The organism is Afipia dichlorophenoxyacetatis, assembly GCF_055386385.1.
In genome coordinates this window covers 3,520,317-3,535,294 of the sequence record NZ_AP029250.1, presented here as the reverse complement: position 1 = coordinate 3,535,294, position 14,978 = coordinate 3,520,317, and the positions used below count along the sequence as shown (strand labels likewise).

At 58.8% G+C, this 14,978-nt stretch carries 15 protein-coding genes; 10 read left to right on the top strand and 5 right to left on the bottom strand.

What is annotated here, in order from left to right; translation table 11 throughout:
* Positions 1–2: 2 nt before the first annotated feature.
* Positions 3–1,256 carry a tyrosine--tRNA ligase gene (gene tyrS / locus ACZ5C3_RS16650; protein WP_464031387.1) on the bottom strand — a complete coding sequence of 418 codons (1,254 nt, stop codon included), beginning with the start codon at positions 1,254–1,256 and terminating at the stop codon, positions 3–5.
* Positions 1,257–1,337: 81 nt separating this feature from the next.
* Here tyrS and ACZ5C3_RS16645 point away from each other — a divergent pair, with 81 nt between their 5' ends.
* A complete protein-coding gene (locus tag ACZ5C3_RS16645) occupies positions 1,338–2,435 on the top strand; it encodes an anhydro-N-acetylmuramic acid kinase (protein ID WP_464031385.1) in 1,098 nt (365 codons plus the stop codon).
* A 199-nt stretch (positions 2,436–2,634) separates the two neighbouring features.
* Positions 2,635–3,309: a glutathione S-transferase family protein gene (locus tag ACZ5C3_RS16640; RefSeq protein WP_464031383.1), complete on the top strand. Its 675-nt coding sequence runs from the start codon at positions 2,635–2,637 to the stop codon at positions 3,307–3,309.
* Here the strand turns inward: ACZ5C3_RS16640 and ACZ5C3_RS16635 are convergent, their stop codons facing one another.
* Both ACZ5C3_RS16635 and ACZ5C3_RS16630 read right to left on the bottom strand, forming a co-directional pair.
* The gene (locus tag ACZ5C3_RS16635) at positions 3,310–3,822 is read right to left on the bottom strand and encodes a DUF1697 domain-containing protein (RefSeq protein ID WP_464044165.1); all 513 of its coding nucleotides are present in this window, start codon (positions 3,820–3,822) and stop codon (positions 3,310–3,312) included. It abuts the gene before it with no gap.
* Between the two features lie 10 nt (positions 3,823–3,832).
* Entirely contained in the window at positions 3,833–4,480 is a 648-nt protein-coding gene (locus ACZ5C3_RS16630) for an alpha/beta hydrolase (protein ID WP_464031379.1), read from the bottom strand.
* Between the two features lie 231 nt (positions 4,481–4,711).
* On the opposite strand from ACZ5C3_RS16630, the gene ACZ5C3_RS16625 reads away from it, so the two are divergent.
* The 8 genes from ACZ5C3_RS16625 (at position 4,712) to ACZ5C3_RS16590 (ending at position 12,167) form a co-directional block, all read left to right on the top strand.
* Positions 4,712–5,875, top strand: coding sequence for a cysteine desulfurase family protein (locus ACZ5C3_RS16625; RefSeq protein WP_464044164.1), 1,164 nt, complete (start codon positions 4,712–4,714; stop codon positions 5,873–5,875).
* A gap of 82 nt (positions 5,876–5,957) precedes the next feature.
* Entirely contained in the window at positions 5,958–7,436 is a 1,479-nt protein-coding gene (gene sufB, locus ACZ5C3_RS16620) for a Fe-S cluster assembly protein SufB (protein ID WP_464044163.1), read from the top strand.
* On the top strand, positions 7,433–8,191 hold the full coding sequence (sufC, locus tag ACZ5C3_RS16615) for a Fe-S cluster assembly ATPase SufC (protein ID WP_464031377.1): 759 nt from the start codon (positions 7,433–7,435) through the stop codon (positions 8,189–8,191). The genes sufB and sufC overlap by 4 nt, the downstream gene beginning before the upstream one ends.
* 12 nt (positions 8,192–8,203) lie before the next feature.
* Entirely contained in the window at positions 8,204–9,529 is a 1,326-nt protein-coding gene (gene sufD / locus ACZ5C3_RS16610) for a Fe-S cluster assembly protein SufD (protein ID WP_464031375.1), read from the top strand.
* A 2-nt stretch (positions 9,530–9,531) separates the two neighbouring features.
* Entirely contained in the window at positions 9,532–10,773 is a 1,242-nt protein-coding gene (locus ACZ5C3_RS16605) for a cysteine desulfurase (RefSeq protein WP_464031374.1), read from the top strand.
* Entirely contained in the window at positions 10,770–11,156 is a 387-nt protein-coding gene (locus tag ACZ5C3_RS16600; protein ID WP_464031372.1) for an SUF system Fe-S cluster assembly protein, read from the top strand. Before ACZ5C3_RS16605 ends, ACZ5C3_RS16600 begins: the two co-directional genes overlap by 4 nt.
* 70 nt (positions 11,157–11,226) lie before the next feature.
* Complete coding sequence (locus ACZ5C3_RS16595; RefSeq protein WP_464031370.1) at positions 11,227–11,634, top strand: HesB/IscA family protein; 408 nt, start codon at positions 11,227–11,229, stop codon at positions 11,632–11,634.
* A 17-nt stretch (positions 11,635–11,651) separates the two neighbouring features.
* Positions 11,652–12,167: a TfoX/Sxy family protein gene (locus ACZ5C3_RS16590; protein WP_464038357.1), complete on the top strand. Its 516-nt coding sequence runs from the start codon at positions 11,652–11,654 to the stop codon at positions 12,165–12,167.
* Here the strand turns inward: ACZ5C3_RS16590 and ACZ5C3_RS16585 are convergent.
* The gene (locus ACZ5C3_RS16585; protein WP_464031368.1) at positions 12,164–13,231 is read right to left on the bottom strand and encodes a GGDEF domain-containing protein; all 1,068 of its coding nucleotides are present in this window, start codon (positions 13,229–13,231) and stop codon (positions 12,164–12,166) included. The two genes, ACZ5C3_RS16590 and ACZ5C3_RS16585, sit on opposite strands and share 4 nt — an antisense overlap.
* A 138-nt stretch (positions 13,232–13,369) precedes the next feature.
* Positions 13,370–14,791, bottom strand: a complete 1,422-nt coding sequence (locus tag ACZ5C3_RS16580) for a DEAD/DEAH box helicase (RefSeq protein ID WP_464031366.1) — start codon at positions 14,789–14,791, stop codon at positions 13,370–13,372.
* Between the last annotated feature and the right edge of the window lie 187 nt (positions 14,792–14,978).

Genomic DNA, 14,978 nt, shown 5'->3' with positions numbered 1-14,978 from the left:
ACTTAGATCGGTTTCAGCAGGACGTGCTTCTTGCGACCCATCGACAGCTTGATGACACCCTCTGGTGTCAAATCTTTCGACGCCAGCGCCATCTTTTCGTCTGTCACGGCTGCATCGTTGACACGCAGGCCGCCGCCCTTGATCTGACGCCGCGCTTCGCCGTTTGAAGCAACAAGGCCGGCCTTAACGAACAGTCCAAGCACGGCAACGCCGCCATCGAGTTCTGCCTTTGGAATTTCGAGCGTGGGAAGATCGCCTGCGATCGCGCCTTCCTCAAAAGTCTTTCGCGCAGTCTCCGATGCAGCCTCCGCCGCCGCACGGCCTCGAACCAGCGCCGTTGCTTCGGTTGCGAGGATTTTCTTGGCTTCGTTGATCTCTTGGCCCTGCAATGCAGCGAGTTTCGCGATCTCATCCAGCGGCAGCACAGTGAACAGCTTGAGGAAGCGCTCGACATCAGCGTCTTCGGTGTTGCGCCAGAATTGCCAGTAGTCGTAAGCGCTGAGCCGATCCTCATTGAGCCAAACAGCCCCGGCAGCCGTCTTGCCCATCTTGGCTCCGCCGGCGGTGGTAAGCAGCGGGGACGTCAGCGCGAACAGTTGCGCGTTGGCCATGCGCCGACCAAGGTCGATGCCGTTGACGATGTTGCCCCATTGATCCGAGCCGCCCATCTGCAACACGCAGCCAGTGCGCTTGTGAAGCTCGACGAAGTCGTAAGCCTGCAGGATCATGTAATTGAATTCGAGGAACGACAGCTCATGCTGTCGCTCAAGGCGCAGCTTGACCGAGTCGAACGACAGCATGCGGTTCACTGAGAAATGCTTGCCAACGTCGCGCAGAAAATCGATGTAGTTGAGAGGCGCAAGCCAATCGTTGTTGTTGACCATGGTGGCGTCGGTTTTGCCGTCGCCGAAAGTCAGGAATTTGTCGAATACCGTACGGATGCCTGCAAGGTTTGCCGCGATGTCGGCGTCGGTGAGGATTTTGCGGCTCTCGTCCTTGCCGGATGGATCGCCGACGCGGGTGGTCCCGCCGCCCATCAAGGCGATCGGTTTATTCCCCGTCTGTTGCATCCAGTGCAGCATCATGATCGGCAGCAGCGAGCCCACGTGCAGGGATGGGGCTGTGCAATCAAATCCGATATATCCCGTGATCGGCCCCTTCGCGGCGAGCGCATCCAGAGCCTCGGGTTCCGAGACTTGATGAATAAAGCCTCGGCTTTCGAGGACGTTAAGGAAGTCGGATTTGTAGGCACTCATGCGGGCGCTCTGGGGATTTAGCGTTTTATAGAGGGGTGTGGTGTATCAGGTCCGGCGTCGGATTCAACCAAGGAGGGGCCCTTGCTGAAAGCGATTGGTCTCATGAGCGGAACGTCCCTCGACGGGGTTGACGTTGCGCTGATCGAAACAGACGGTGAGCGCGTCGGGTCTTTTGGACACACGGCCTATCGGCGCTATTCGGACAGCGAGCGTGGACTGCTTCGGCAGGCGCTGGCTGATGCTGTGTCCCTTTCGGAACGTGACAAACGCCCGGGCGCGCTGGCGGATGCGGAGCGGCTGATCACTGAGGTTCATGCCGAGGCGGTGAAGAGTTTTCTTCACAACAACGGCCTCGCGCCGAGCGAGATCGATGTCGTCGGATTTCATGGCCAGACTGTGCTGCATCGCCCGGAGCAGAAGCTGACGGTTCAGATCGGTAATGGCCCTGCATTGGCGAAAGCACTCGGCATTCCGGTGGTATTCGACCTTCGCGCGGCCGACGTTGCTGCAGGTGGGCAGGGCGCGCCATTGGTGCCGATCTATCATCGTGCGCTCGTGCAGATGCAACGGCGCTCAGAGCCAACGGTGGTGGTCAATATCGGCGGTGTCGCCAACATCACCTACATTGATAACGATACGCTCATTGCCTGCGATACCGGGCCCGGTAACGCACTATTGGACGACTTCATGCTGCGCATGACCGGTGAAGCGGTTGATCGCGATGGCCGCGTGGCGGCTAAGGGCCGCGTCGATGAGAACTGGATCGCGCGCGCAATGCAGCTTCCATTCTTTTCCCAGCCTGCGCCGAAGTCGCTCGATCGCAACGACTTCGCGGCGCTTAAGCTCGATGGCGTTACGGCGGAAGACGGTGCCGCCACGCTCACCGCATTCACAGCAACGTCCATTGCTGACATCGCATCGCGGTTGCCGAAACCGCCTACGACATGGATCGTGGTCGGCGGTGGCGCAAGTAATCCAACGCTAATGGAGATGCTGGGCGCGGGGCTTAGTCCGGCGACAGCTCTGCGCGGAAGCGATCTTGGGTGGTCGGGCGATGCGATTGAAGCTCAGGCCTTTGCCTATTTGGCCGTCCGCAGCCTGAAGGGCCTGCCGCTGACCTACCCCGGAACGACCGGTGTCTCCGAACCTCTCAGCGGCGGTGTCCTCGCGAAACCGTGATTTAATGCATCTGCATGAATCTTGACGCTGCCTCGCGCGGCCTCTAGAAGGATGCATCTGCATTAAAACGAGTTTTCGCTATGCTTATCGGGGAAGCCATTTTCCTGGCGACACACCTGCTTTTCAGCGTGCGGAGTGCTGCGCGCATCACCCGTTGCCATGTGTCGAAGGCGCTCCGCCGCGCCCGTGGAGCCATGTAATGACAGAGCCTCTCAAGCTGGTCAGCCATAAACTGTGCCCATACGTCCAGCGAGCGGTTATTGCCCTGAAAGAGAAGGGCGTGCCGTTCGAGCGGATCGATATCGACCTGAACAATAAGCCTGACTGGTTTCTGCGGGTCTCGCCGCTCGGCAAGACGCCCGTCTTGCTGGTGGGCGACAAGGCGATCTTCGAGTCTGCGGTCATCCTCGAATATCTTGAGGAGACACAGCCCAAGCCACTGCATCCGACGGACGCTGTCACGCGCGCTGAGCACCGTGCGTGGATAGAGTTCGGCTCAGCCGTGCTTGGCGATATCTGGGGTCTGGAGACCGCCAAGGATGAAGCGTCATTCAAGGCCAAGGTGACGCAATCAGAGGAGCGGTTCGCCCGGCTCGAGTCGCGACTTGTGGCTGCGCCGTGGTTTGATGGCGATAGCTTCTCACTCGTAGATGCCGTGTTTGCGCCGGCGTTTCGTTACTTCGATGTCTTCGATGAGATCGGCGATTTCGGTATCCTTGCCGGCAAGCCGAAGATTGCGCGTTGGCGCAAGAGCCTGCGTGAGCGGACGTCGGTACGCGAGGCTGTGAGCGTGGATTATCCCGAGTTGCTGCGTGCATTCATGCGGAAGCACGATGCGTATCTCTCGAAGCTTGAGAGCGAAGCGGTCGCCTGATTAAAGGTCAGCAGCCATTTTGGCGAGCGTCGCAATAGTATTCATGTTGCGCGCTGTGCCTGTTTTGGCCGCAGGAATGACGAGTTTCGACTTTGCCATTCCTGCGCCGTAATAAATATAGATTTCGCGGCGTCCCAGGATGATTTCTTCTTCTTTTTGACCGCGGGCGTCTCTCAGAGCGTTCGACGGCGGCGCTTTATCGAGGAAAACAGCAAGTGTTTGATTTGGGGGCTTCTTCGGAAATGGATTTTCCGTCAGCACACCAGCTAATTCGGTCGCCGTTCTGACGAAGACGCCGACTGGTTTGCCTGCGTAAGCCTCGAGCTGTTTCTCAAGTGCCGCCTTGACTGCCGTCTCTGATTTTCGGCTCGTAAAAACAACATTGCCACTGGCGATGTAGGTTTTGACGTGTCCGTAATCCAACGCCTCACACATCGCTTTGAGCTCGCTCATCGGCAATTTGCCGGTGCCTCCGACGTTCACTGCGCGCAGAAGTGCGACGAAGGCAGTCATCGGCGTACCGTTAGCGGACGTTGGCGAGCCGCATGTCGAGGTAAGACGTCACCGACTCCATCAGCGGCTCCATCTTGTCGACGAAGAAATGGTTCGCGCCGGGAATGATTTGCTGATCGATCACGATACCCTTCTGCGTCTTCAGCTTTTCCACCAGCGTCGTGACGTCCTTGGCGGGAGCGACGATGTCTTTCTCACCGTGAACGATCAGGCCCGATGAGGGGCACGGTGCAAGGAACGAGAAGTCGTAACGGTTCGGCTCAGGCGCGATCGAAATGAAGCCTTCGACCTCGGGCCGGCGCATCAGGAGCTGCATGCCGATCCAGGCGCCAAACGAGAAGCCAGCAACCCAGCAGGCTCGCGCCTCAGGGTTGATGGTCTGAGCCCAATCCAGCGCGGCCGCCGCATCGGATAATTCACCGGTTCCATGGTCGAACGAACCCTGGCTGCGGCCAACGCCACGGAAGTTAAACCGAAGAACCGAAAAGCCACGGGCCACGAAGGCATAATAAACCTGATAGACTATCGGGTGGTTCATATTGCCTTGGAACTGCGGATGCGGATGGAGAACCATCGCAATCGGTGCATTCTTCTGCTTCGCCGGATGGTAGCGGCCTTCGAGACGGCCGGCGGGGCCGGTGAAAATGACTTCGGGCATCAGTGGTCCTTAGATGTAGCAATCGACGGTGCCTGGTGAAATCTGCCATGGCGGCAGAGTGTCGATCGGCCTCGTTCGCGACCGGAGATCGGCGCGATGCAAATTTGATGCGGCGTTCTACCATGGGGCGAGGGGCAAAAAGCAAGCAAATTGAGCATGCTAATCATAGATAGAGGAGTGCGGGACCGGGCTTGACCCTCTCGCTTGAAGGACTTGGCAGGATTATCGAACGTGGCACCTCAACGGGTTTATCTGGACTGGAATGCAACCACGCCGCTGCGGCCTGAAGCGCGCGCTGCGATGGTCGCGGCCCTCGATGTCAGCGGCAATCCGTCGTCCATCCACAGCGAGGGCCGCGCGGCGCGCAGGCTTGTCGAAGACGCGCGAGCCGCAATCGCTGCGGCTGTCGGGGCGGACGCGAGAAATGTCGTTTTTACGTCCGGAGGCACGGAATCGAACAAGATGGCGCTCACGCCGGCTTTGCGCCGGAACAGGGCGCCCGTGCAGCGGCTGATCGTCTCAGCCATTGAACACGCCTCGGTGTTGGCGGGTGGGCGTTTTCCGCGTGAGACGATTGAGATTGCGCCGGTCACGTCGTCCGGGGTTATCGATCTGGAAGGCCTCTCCAGACTGCTCGACATCCGTCCGCCGGCATTGGTTTCGCTGATGCTGGCGAACAATGAAACCGGCGCGATTCAACCGGTTTCGGACGTCGCCGACATGGTACACGCGGCAGGCGGATTGCTGCACGTGGATGCCGTGCCATCTCTTGGAAAGATCCCAATAAATATCAATACCTTGAAGTGTGATCTTCTGACGGTTTCTGCGCACAAGGTCGGCGGCCCAAAGGGCGTTGGGGCGCTGGTGTTGGCGGATGGGCTCCATGGGCTGGAACCTGAAGTCCGAGGTGGGGGGCAGGAGCAAGGGCGCCGGGCGGGAACCGAAAATGTCATTGGCATCTCCGGCTTTGGGGCGGCCGTCCGCGCTGCAATGGCGTTGCTTGATGCCAACCTAAACCGCATGACCTCGCTCCAGCAGCGGCTCGAGGCTGGGCTCAGGGCCTTCCCTGGAACAGCAGTCTTCTCCGGCAACATTCCACGGCTGCCGAATACAACCCTGGCTTCCGCGCCTGGCCTCAAGGCGGAAACCGCTGTCATCGGCTTCGATCTGGAGGGCATTGCGGTGTCGTCCGGATCGGCATGCTCCTCCGGGAAAGTGCAGCCATCTCACGTCCTGGAGGCCATGAAAGCCGATCCCGCCCTCATTCAGGGAGCCATTCGCTTCAGTCTTGGCTGGGAGACCACCGAAGCGGACATTGATCGATGCCTAGAGGCTTGGAGAAAGCTCTCGAGTGTATTACTTAGAGCCCGAAGGATCGGGCTTGAACAGTTCTAACGTTCTCGCATTACGAGAATAAAGCCCGAATACAACTTACGCGGTCCACCGCGGTCCTTGAAACCGCGAGCGGAGGATAAAGATGCCGGCCGTACAAGAGACGGTCGATCGGGTTCGCCAGATCGACGTCGATCAATATCGTTATGGATTCGAAACTCTGATCGAGTCCGAGAAAGCCCCAAAGGGTCTTTCCGAAGACATCGTCAGGTTCATCTCCGCCAAGAAGAACGAACCAGCCTGGATGCTTGAATGGCGTCTGGAAGCGTATCGTCGTTGGCTGACGATGGAAGAGCCGACCTGGGCGCGGGTGAACTACCCGAAGATCGACTATCAGGATCTGTATTACTACTCCGCGCCGAAGAAGAAGGAGCTGGCTTCGCTCGATGAAGTCGATCCGGAAATTCTGAAGACTTACGAGAAGCTCGGCATCCCGCTGCGTGAGCAGGAAATGCTGGCCGGCGTCGTGCGCCCTGAAGGTGAGCGCCGCGTCGCGGTCGATGCCGTGTTCGACTCGGTATCTGTCGCCACCACGTTCCAGGCTGAGCTGAAGAAAGCCGGCGTGATCTTCATGCCGATCTCGGAAGCGATCCGCGAACACCCCGAACTGGTGAAGAAATATCTCGGCACAGTCGTGCCAACCTCTGACAACTATTTCGCGACGTTGAACTCGGCAGTGTTCTCGGACGGCTCGTTCGTTTACGTACCGGAAGGCGTACGCTGCCCGATGGAGCTGTCGACATACTTCCGCATCAACGAGCGTAACACCGGCCAGTTCGAGCGCACGCTGATCATCGCCGACAAGGGGGCGTATGTCAGTTATCTCGAAGGCTGCACGGCTCCGCAGCGCGATGAGAACCAGTTGCACGCCGCCGTGGTTGAGCTCGTCACGCTCGACGATGCCGAGATCAAGTATTCGACGGTGCAGAACTGGTATCCGGGCAACTCGGAAGGCAAGGGCGGCATTTACAACTTCGTCACGAAGCGTGGCGACTGTCGCGGCAAGAATTCCAAGATCTCCTGGACGCAGGTCGAGACCGGCTCCGCGATCACGTGGAAGTATCCGAGCTGCATTCTGCGCGGCGACAATTCGCGCGGCGAGTTCTATTCGATCGCGATTTCGAATGGTTACCAGCAGGTCGATTCCGGCACCAAGATGATCCATCTTGGCAAGAACACGACCAGCCGCATCATCTCGAAGGGGATCGCTGCGGGCGTTTCGCAGAATACCTATCGCGGTCTTGTGACGGCGCATCGCAAGGCGACAAACGCGCGTAACTTTACGGCGTGTGACTCGCTCCTGATCGGTGACAAGTGCGGCGCGCACACGGTGCCGTACATTGAAGCCAAGAATTCATCGGCGCTCTTCGAGCACGAAGCGACGACGTCGAAGATTTCCGAAGACATGTTGTTTTACTGCGTGCAGCGCGGCTTGAGCCAGGAAGAAGCGGTGGCGCTTGTCGTCAACGGCTTCGTCAAGGACGTGTTGCAGCAGCTGCCAATGGAATTTGCGGTCGAGGCGCAGAAGCTGATCTCGATCTCGCTGGAAGGAAGTGTTGGATGACCGCATTGCTTGAAGTCAGGGATCTGAAGGTTCAGGTCGAGGACAATGAGATTTTGCATGGGTTGAACCTCACCGTGAACCCGGGCGAGATTCACGCCATCATGGGACCGAACGGTTCTGGCAAATCGACGCTCAGCCACGTCATCGCCGGCAAGCCTGGCTACGACGTTACCGGCGGCGAAATCCTCTTCAAGGGCGAAGACCTGCTTGAGATGGCCCCGGACGAGCGCGCCGCGAAGGGCGTGTTCCTCGCTTTCCAGTATCCGGTCGAAATACCCGGCGTCGCGACCATGACGTTCCTGCGCACGGCGCTGAATGCTCAGCGTAAAGCGCGCGGCGAGAGCGAATATTCGACACCAGACTTTCTGAAGAAGGTTCGCGAGGTCGCGACCTCGCTGAACATCCCGCAGGACATGCTGAAGCGCGGCGTCAACGTCGGCTTCTCCGGTGGTGAGAAGAAGCGCAACGAAGTGCTTCAGATGGCGCTGTTCCAGCCAAGCCTGTGCATCCTCGATGAAATGGATTCGGGTCTCGATATCGACGCTTTGCGCGTCGCCGCCGATGGCGTGAATGCGTTGCGCTCGAAAGATCGCGCCATGGTGGTGATCACGCACTATCAGCGACTACTCAACTACATTGTTCCCGACTTTGTCCACGTGATGTCGAAGGGGCGCGTCGTGAAGAGCGGCGGCAAGGACCTTGCGCTTGAGCTGGAGAAATCCGGTTACGCGCAATTCGAAGACAAAGCGGCGTAAACAGGCACCAGCATGAACGTTGCATTGGTCAAACCGAACACGGAGCGTGCGCTCGACGAATTGTTCGCCGTGGCGCGTGACCGTTTGCCAGGGACAGGCGTCGTCGCCGATGTGCGACAGGCTGCCTTCGACGACTTTGCGAGTCGCGGATTGCCGCATCGTCGTTTGGAAGAATGGAAATATACCGATCTGCGCAATTTGTTGCGCGAGGTTGCGCCGCTTGCGCCGGCTCCAGATCAGGCTGCGCTCGCCCGCGCCGCCCAGTCGGTGAAGTCGCTTGGTCTCGACAATACGCAGAAGTTTGTGCTGGTCGATGGTGTATTCGCCCCACAACTGTCGGATCTCAGCGGTCTCGACGCCAGCGTCCACCTGCGGACGCTGCGCGAGGTACTGGAAGATTCGAACAATAAGATGCGCGCTGATCTGTTGCAGACCAGCGTGGCCTCGGATGCGATGATCTCGCTCAATGCCGCCATGGCAACAGACGGGCTCGTGATCGATGTTGCTGAAGGCGCCAAGCCTGCGAAGCCGATCCATATCGTGCACGTCGCGACGAGCTCGGGTACTTCAGCCTTCACGCGTTCGCTGGTGAAGATCGGCAAGGGCGCACAGGTTACGCTCGTGGAGAGCTTTGCTGCGGCCGAAGGCGCAAAGGCCTATCAGGCGCATGACTCGATTGTCGTCTGGAGTGGCGATGATGTCGAGCTTGAGCACGTGCGTCTGATGGACGACGCGCGCGATGCCGCCAACATCACGACTGCGATCTTTACACTCGGTGCTAAGACCAAGCTGAATACGTTTAACCTCACCAATGGCGCCAGCGTCAGCCGCTATCAGGCTTTCATTACCTTTGCTGGTGAGGGTGGTGAGCTGACCACGAACGGCGTCAATCTGCTGGGTGGCAATCGTCACGGCGATAGCACCTTGGTGGTCGACCATGCGGTGCCGCACTGCTCAAGCCGCGAAGTCTTCCGCTCGGTGCTTGAGGATCGGTCTCATTCGGTGTTCCAGGGCCGCATTATCGTGCGTCCTGACGCTCAGAAGACTGACGGCAAGATGATGACCCGGGCATTGTTGCTTTCGGACGAAGCCGAAGCCAGCAACAAGCCTGAGCTCGAAATCTTCGCGGACGACGTAACGTGCGGTCACGGTGCGACGACCGGCGCTCTTGATGAGAGCCTGTTGTTTTATCTGCGTGCCCGCGGCTTGCCTGAAAAGGAAGCCCAGGCTTTGCTGATCACGGCCTTCGTGGGTGAGGCGATCGAGTCTATCGTCAACGACGATCTGCGCGATGTCGCAATTGCCGCAGCCGATCGATGGCTTGCGGCACGGGGATGATCATGCATCCGGCAGTGGCAAACGGTTCATATGATGTTGAGCGCGTCCGGCAGGATTTTCCAGCGCTGGCGCTGAAGGTCTATGGCAAGCCGCTGGTCTATCTCGACAATGCGGCCTCCGCGCAGAAGCCCAATGCTGTGCTTGATCGCATGGCCGAGGCGTATAAGAGCGAATACGCCAACGTCCATCGCGGGCTGCACTATCTCGCCAACGCGGCGACCGATGCCTACGAAGGCGGTCGCTCTCGCGTGGCTCAGTTTCTCAATGCCCGGCGCAACGAAGAAATTATCTTCACGCGCAATGCGACCGAGGCCATCAACCTCGTGGCGTCATCGTGGGGCGAGCCCAACATCAAAGAGGGCGACGAGATTGTGCTCTCGATCATGGAGCACCACTCGAACATCGTGCCATGGCACTTCCTGCGTGAACGCCATGGTGCCGTGATCAAGTGGGCGCCGGTCGATGATGAAGGCAATTTCTTGATCGAGGAATTCGAGAAGCTGCTGACGGCGAAGACCAAGCTTGTTGCCATCACGCAAATGTCGAATGCGCTCGGTACCGTCGTTCCTGTGAAAGACGTCGTGAGAATCGCGCATGCGCGCGGCATTCCTGTTCTTGTCGACGGTAGCCAGGCCGCCGTGCATATGGCGATCGACGTGCAGGACATCGATTGCGACTTCTATGTTTTCACCGGTCACAAGCTCTACGGCCCGACCGGGATCGGCGTGCTGTACGCGAAGTACGATCACCTGGTCGCCATGCGCCCTTACAATGGCGGCGGCGAGATGATCCGCGAGGTGGCGAGGGATTGGGTCACTTATGGTGATCCGCCACATAAGTTCGAGGCGGGAACCCCGGCCATTGTCGAGTCGATCGGGCTCGGTGCTGCGATTGATTATGTTAATTCGATCGGCAAGGAGCGCATCGCCAAGCATGAGCATGACCTGCTCACCTATGCGATGGATCAACTGCGCGAGATCAATTCCCTTCGCATCATCGGCACAGCGCGCGACAAGGGGCCCGTGATCTCTTTCGCAATGGAAGGTGCGCACCCACATGATGTTGCGACAGTGATAGATCGTGGCGGCATCGCGGTTCGGGCAGGGACGCACTGCGTGATGCCGCTTTTGGAGCGATTCAACGTAACGGCCACATGCCGGGCTTCGTTTGGCATGTATAATACGCGCAGCGAGGTTGACCAGCTTGCGCAAGCGCTGATCAAGGCGCGGGAGCTTTTTTCATGAGTGACACCATTCAGGCATCCGAGACGGCTGAAGCTCAGCCGCGGTTTGATACGCAATCTGCGTTGCCGGCTGAGGAGACGGAGCGTCTCGGCACCGACATCGTTGCGGCGCTGAAGACCGTGTTCGACCCGGAAATCCCCGCCGATATTTACGAGCTGGGGCTGATCTACAAGGTCGACATCAAGGACGATCGTTCCGTCGATGTGCAGATGACGCTTACGACACCGAATTGCCCGGCCGCCGGCGAATTGCCGACCATGGTCGAGAACGCTGTGGCGAGTGTCGCTGGTGTTGGTCCGGTGAGCGTGAATGTGGTTTGGGAGCCGACATGGACGCCTGACCGGATGTCGGATGAGGCGCGCCTTGTCCTCAACATGTGGTGAGTTGAAGACGTTTACGATTCGGCGTGTAATCTGGACTGGTCGGCATTGAACCGCCGAAGGAAATGACCAAATGACAGCTATGACGCCAACAAGCTCTACATCGGCCAAGCCCAAGGTTCGTCCGCGTCCGCAGGTGATGCGTCTGACGGACGCCGCTGCCGAGCGCGTGAAGGAGCTCGCCGGCCGTGCGGACTCTGAAATCGTTGGCCTGCGGGTTGGCATCAAAAACGGCGGTTGTGCCGGTCAGTCTTACACCGTTGAGTACGCCCATGAAGTTCGTCCGACCGACGAGGTCGTTGAGGACAAGGGCGTCAAGATCCTGGTCGATCCCAAAGCAGTGTTGTTCCTGCTCGGGACCGAGATGGACTACAAGGCGGACAAGATGCAGGCGCAGTTTGTCTTCAACAATCCAAACCAGATCAGCGCCTGCGGCTGTGGCGAGTCGGTGCAGCTGACGCCGGCCAAGATCGACGGCTGACGATGTCGGGTCCAGCCATGGACCGCGACCATCTGATTGACCTTTTCTCTGAATTCGGACTTGTCGTCCTTCGCCGCATGTTCAGCGGCTATGGAATCGTGGCTGATGGCGTGAACTTCGCCATGGCACTGAGAGCCGGCATCATTTTCAGGGTCGATGACCTGACCGTTGCCCGCTACGAGGCAGAGGGCGCCAAGCCTTTCCAGTACGACACCAGAAACAAAACGATCGTCGTGAAATCCTACAGACACCTGCCGGAACGGCTTTACGACGATCCGGAAGAATTGGCTGTCTGGGCGCGTGAAGCTGTAGGCGCAGCCAAGCGCGCGGCAGCTAAAAAATCAGGTGTGAAAAAGCGGCCGGCCCAACCGAAGCCCAACATCACGAAGGCATCCAAAAAGGCAGCCAAGAAGGCCAAGAAGAGGGCATCAAAGAAAGCTGCCACGACGCGAAAGACGCTCGGCCGCACCGCCGCCAAGAAGAAAGCCGGATCTAAAAAAGCAGGTCGAAAGACCGGCAAGAAGAGAACTTAAGCAACCTGAATGCGGTCGTTGGGAGAGAACTCGGGATCCGCTTCGCAGATCACGCGATTGCGGCCATTGCGTTTGGCGGCATAGAGACAGGCGTCTGCGCGTTCGATGAAGCTGTCAGTATCGTCGCCGGCCTGCAGCATTGAAACGCCGACGGAGATCGTGACGCGACCGAGGATTTCGCCGGTCGATTTCTTCTTGAGCTGTTTCGACATCACGGCGCGGCGGATGTGGTCTGCAACCGTCAGAGCCTGACGAAGCGCCGTATTCGGGAGCACTACGGCAAACTCTTCGCCGCCGTAGCGGGCCGTAATGTCCTGACCCTTGATGGTTTGTTTCAACGACATCGCCACCAGACGCAGCACCTGATCGCCTGTCAGGTGGCCATAGTTATCGTTGAAGGACTTGAAATGATCGATGTCGAGCATCAGCAGCGACAGCTGTTCGCCGGTCTGTGCCGCATGCGTGACCGCGCTTTCGATGGCGCGGTCGAAGAATTTGCGGTTGCCCAGCGATGTCAGTGGATCTGTAAGGCTTTCCGTGCGGATAGCTTCGAGGCTGTGCTGGAGGTTGGCGATCTCTTGCTTCGACACCATCAAGCGCGATTCAAGCGCCCGATTGGTGTCCTGCATCTCGCGCGTCGAAGCGACCAAGGCTTCGACGACGGCTTTGACCTGGCTGATATCTTTGGCCTTGGACAGTGTTTGCGTCGCGCCGTCGAGACTGTTGCCGAAGGTCGCGGTCATTCCCAGCGCTTCGGTGATGAGGGACATCACGTCGTCGATCTCGCTGATCACGCGCGAGCCAACTTTATCGATGCGCTCAGTGGTGCGGATCTGGGAAAGATAGGTCTCGTAGATCTGATCTAGATCGGACTCAGTCAGCTTGCCGTTGCGGGCAAGGGTCTCATTGATGATCTTGTTCAGGGAACTATTGTAGCCCGTCGCGTAGACGTACCAGATCTCGTAATTGCGCGGCACAGCTGTCTGGCGCAAGGATCGAATTTGACCCAAAGCGACCTCAGCGAACGCCATGGTGCGTTCATGCTCTTCCAGAAGGCCAATCACGTTCTGTGTCCCCAAGGCTGTCGGACGCCAGCCTCACCCATCACGAAATACTAAAGTATCAGGAGGCAAACTAGGCGAGGAGAGTGAATGACCCGTAAACGGATCATTACGATGATGATGAATCCCTGGGGATTGGCGTTAACCGCGAGCGCGGATGGGCCTCAGGAGAAACGCGGGAAGGTGGGAGTGGTCGCCTGGTTCGGAGAACTGCTCGCGAGGAGGTGCAGCCGGCCTGACCCGTCCGATGGACGGCGGCTGCTGCGGTGCGGCAACAGCTTCCGGACGCTGCGACTTCTGCTGCGGTGCTGCGGCAGCTTCTGGACGTTGGGACTTGTTTCGGCCGCCTCGCGAACGTTCGCGGCGTGGCTTTCGCTCTTCCGACGGCTTTTCACCGTGGGAGGTGACTGGGGTCGGCGAAGCATCTGCCGAAACCGTATGACTGGTTTCAGCGCGGGCGATCGGTTGCCCGATCAGCTTTTCGATGGCGATCACGGATTTCTGGTCTGAGGGGCTGACGATGGAAATGGCAGTCCCAAGACGTCCGGCGCGGCCCGTGCGGCCGATGCGGTGGACGTAATCGTCCGGATGGTGAGGTACGTCAAAGTTGAAGACGTGGCTGACTTCGGGAATGTCGAGGCCGCGGGCTGCGACGTCGGAGGCGACGAGTAATGGCAGTTCGCCTTTGCGGAATTGGTCGAGAGCCGCCATGCGGGCCGTCTGGTCCATGTCGCCGTGAAGGGCGGCGGCACCGAAACCGTGCTTCTGCAGGGAGCGATGCAACAGGGCTACTTCGCGTTTCCGGTTGCAGAAGATAATCGCGTTCTTCAGGTCCTTGGCTTCACGCAGCAGCTGCCGCAGGACTTCGCGCTTTTCGTGAGGTTCGCGCCCGACGCTGATCTGCGACTGCGTGACGGTCACGGCAGTGGAAGCAGGCTTGGAAACTTCGACCTTTTCAGGATTGTGCAGGAAGGTCTCTGTAATGCGCCGAATTTCGGAAGGCATCGTGGCGGTGAAGAACAGGGTCTGCCGCGTGAAGGGGACCAGCTTGCAGATCCGTTCGATGTCCGGAATGAAGCCCATATCCAGCATACGGTCGGCTTCGTCGATCACCAGCAATTCGACACCGGTGAGAAGCAAGCCACCGCGTTCGGTGTGGTCGAGCAGGCGGCCGGGCGTAGCGATCAGCACGTCCACGCCGCGCATCAGCTTTACGTCCTGATCGCCGAAGGAGACGCCCCCGATCAGAAGTGCGACGTTCAGCTTTTGGCCGGCGCCGTATTTATCGAAGTTCTCCTTAACCTGCGCTGCGAGTTCGCGCGTCGGTTCGAGAATGAGGGTGCGTGGCATTCGTGCCCGGGCGCGACCCTTTTCCAGCAGGGTTAGCATCGGCAGCACGAAAGCCGCGGTTTTGCCGGTACCGGTCTGGGCAATACCGAGCACGTCGCGGCGGGCCAGGACGTGGGGAATGGCTTGTTCTTGAATGGGGGTAGGGGTGGTGTAACCGGTTGCTGCTACAGCAGCGAGGACCTTGTCGGAAAGGCCAAGATTGGAAAAGGACATTGAGCCTCTAATCGAAATCGCCGTTCCGATTTTCGGAATAGCTGTCGCGCTCAACCCCGGAACGGCACGCTTTTTTATGGCACGGGGAGGATAAAAATTCGCTGACAGGCGACCGACCAGACTATCGCGTTTCGATTCTGGCCGTGTTGCAGCGAAACATAGGCTCGAAACCGCCAAAGTCAATGAA

Excerpts from the sequence above, each read along its gene's own strand:
- tyrS (WP_464031387.1), bottom strand. The coding sequence starts at position 1,256 with ATGAGTGCCTACAAATCCGACTTCCTTAACGTCCTCGAAAGCCGAGGC.
- ACZ5C3_RS16640 (WP_464031383.1), top strand. The coding sequence starts at position 2,635 with ATGACAGAGCCTCTCAAGCTGGTCAGCCATAAACTGTGCCCATACGTC.
- ACZ5C3_RS16635 (WP_464044165.1), bottom strand. The coding sequence starts at position 3,822 with ATGACTGCCTTCGTCGCACTTCTGCGCGCAGTGAACGTCGGAGGCACC.
- ACZ5C3_RS16630 (WP_464031379.1), bottom strand. The coding sequence starts at position 4,480 with ATGCCCGAAGTCATTTTCACCGGCCCCGCCGGCCGTCTCGAAGGCCGC.
- sufB (WP_464044163.1), top strand. The coding sequence starts at position 5,958 with ATGCCGGCCGTACAAGAGACGGTCGATCGGGTTCGCCAGATCGACGTC.
- sufC (WP_464031377.1), top strand. The coding sequence starts at position 7,433 with ATGACCGCATTGCTTGAAGTCAGGGATCTGAAGGTTCAGGTCGAGGAC.
- sufD (WP_464031375.1), top strand. The coding sequence starts at position 8,204 with ATGAACGTTGCATTGGTCAAACCGAACACGGAGCGTGCGCTCGACGAA.
- ACZ5C3_RS16605 (WP_464031374.1), top strand. The coding sequence starts at position 9,532 with ATGCATCCGGCAGTGGCAAACGGTTCATATGATGTTGAGCGCGTCCGG.
- ACZ5C3_RS16600 (WP_464031372.1), top strand. The coding sequence starts at position 10,770 with ATGAGTGACACCATTCAGGCATCCGAGACGGCTGAAGCTCAGCCGCGG.
- ACZ5C3_RS16595 (WP_464031370.1), top strand. The coding sequence starts at position 11,227 with ATGACAGCTATGACGCCAACAAGCTCTACATCGGCCAAGCCCAAGGTT.
- ACZ5C3_RS16590 (WP_464038357.1), top strand. The coding sequence starts at position 11,652 with ATGGACCGCGACCATCTGATTGACCTTTTCTCTGAATTCGGACTTGTC.
- ACZ5C3_RS16580 (WP_464031366.1), bottom strand. The coding sequence starts at position 14,791 with ATGTCCTTTTCCAATCTTGGCCTTTCCGACAAGGTCCTCGCTGCTGTA.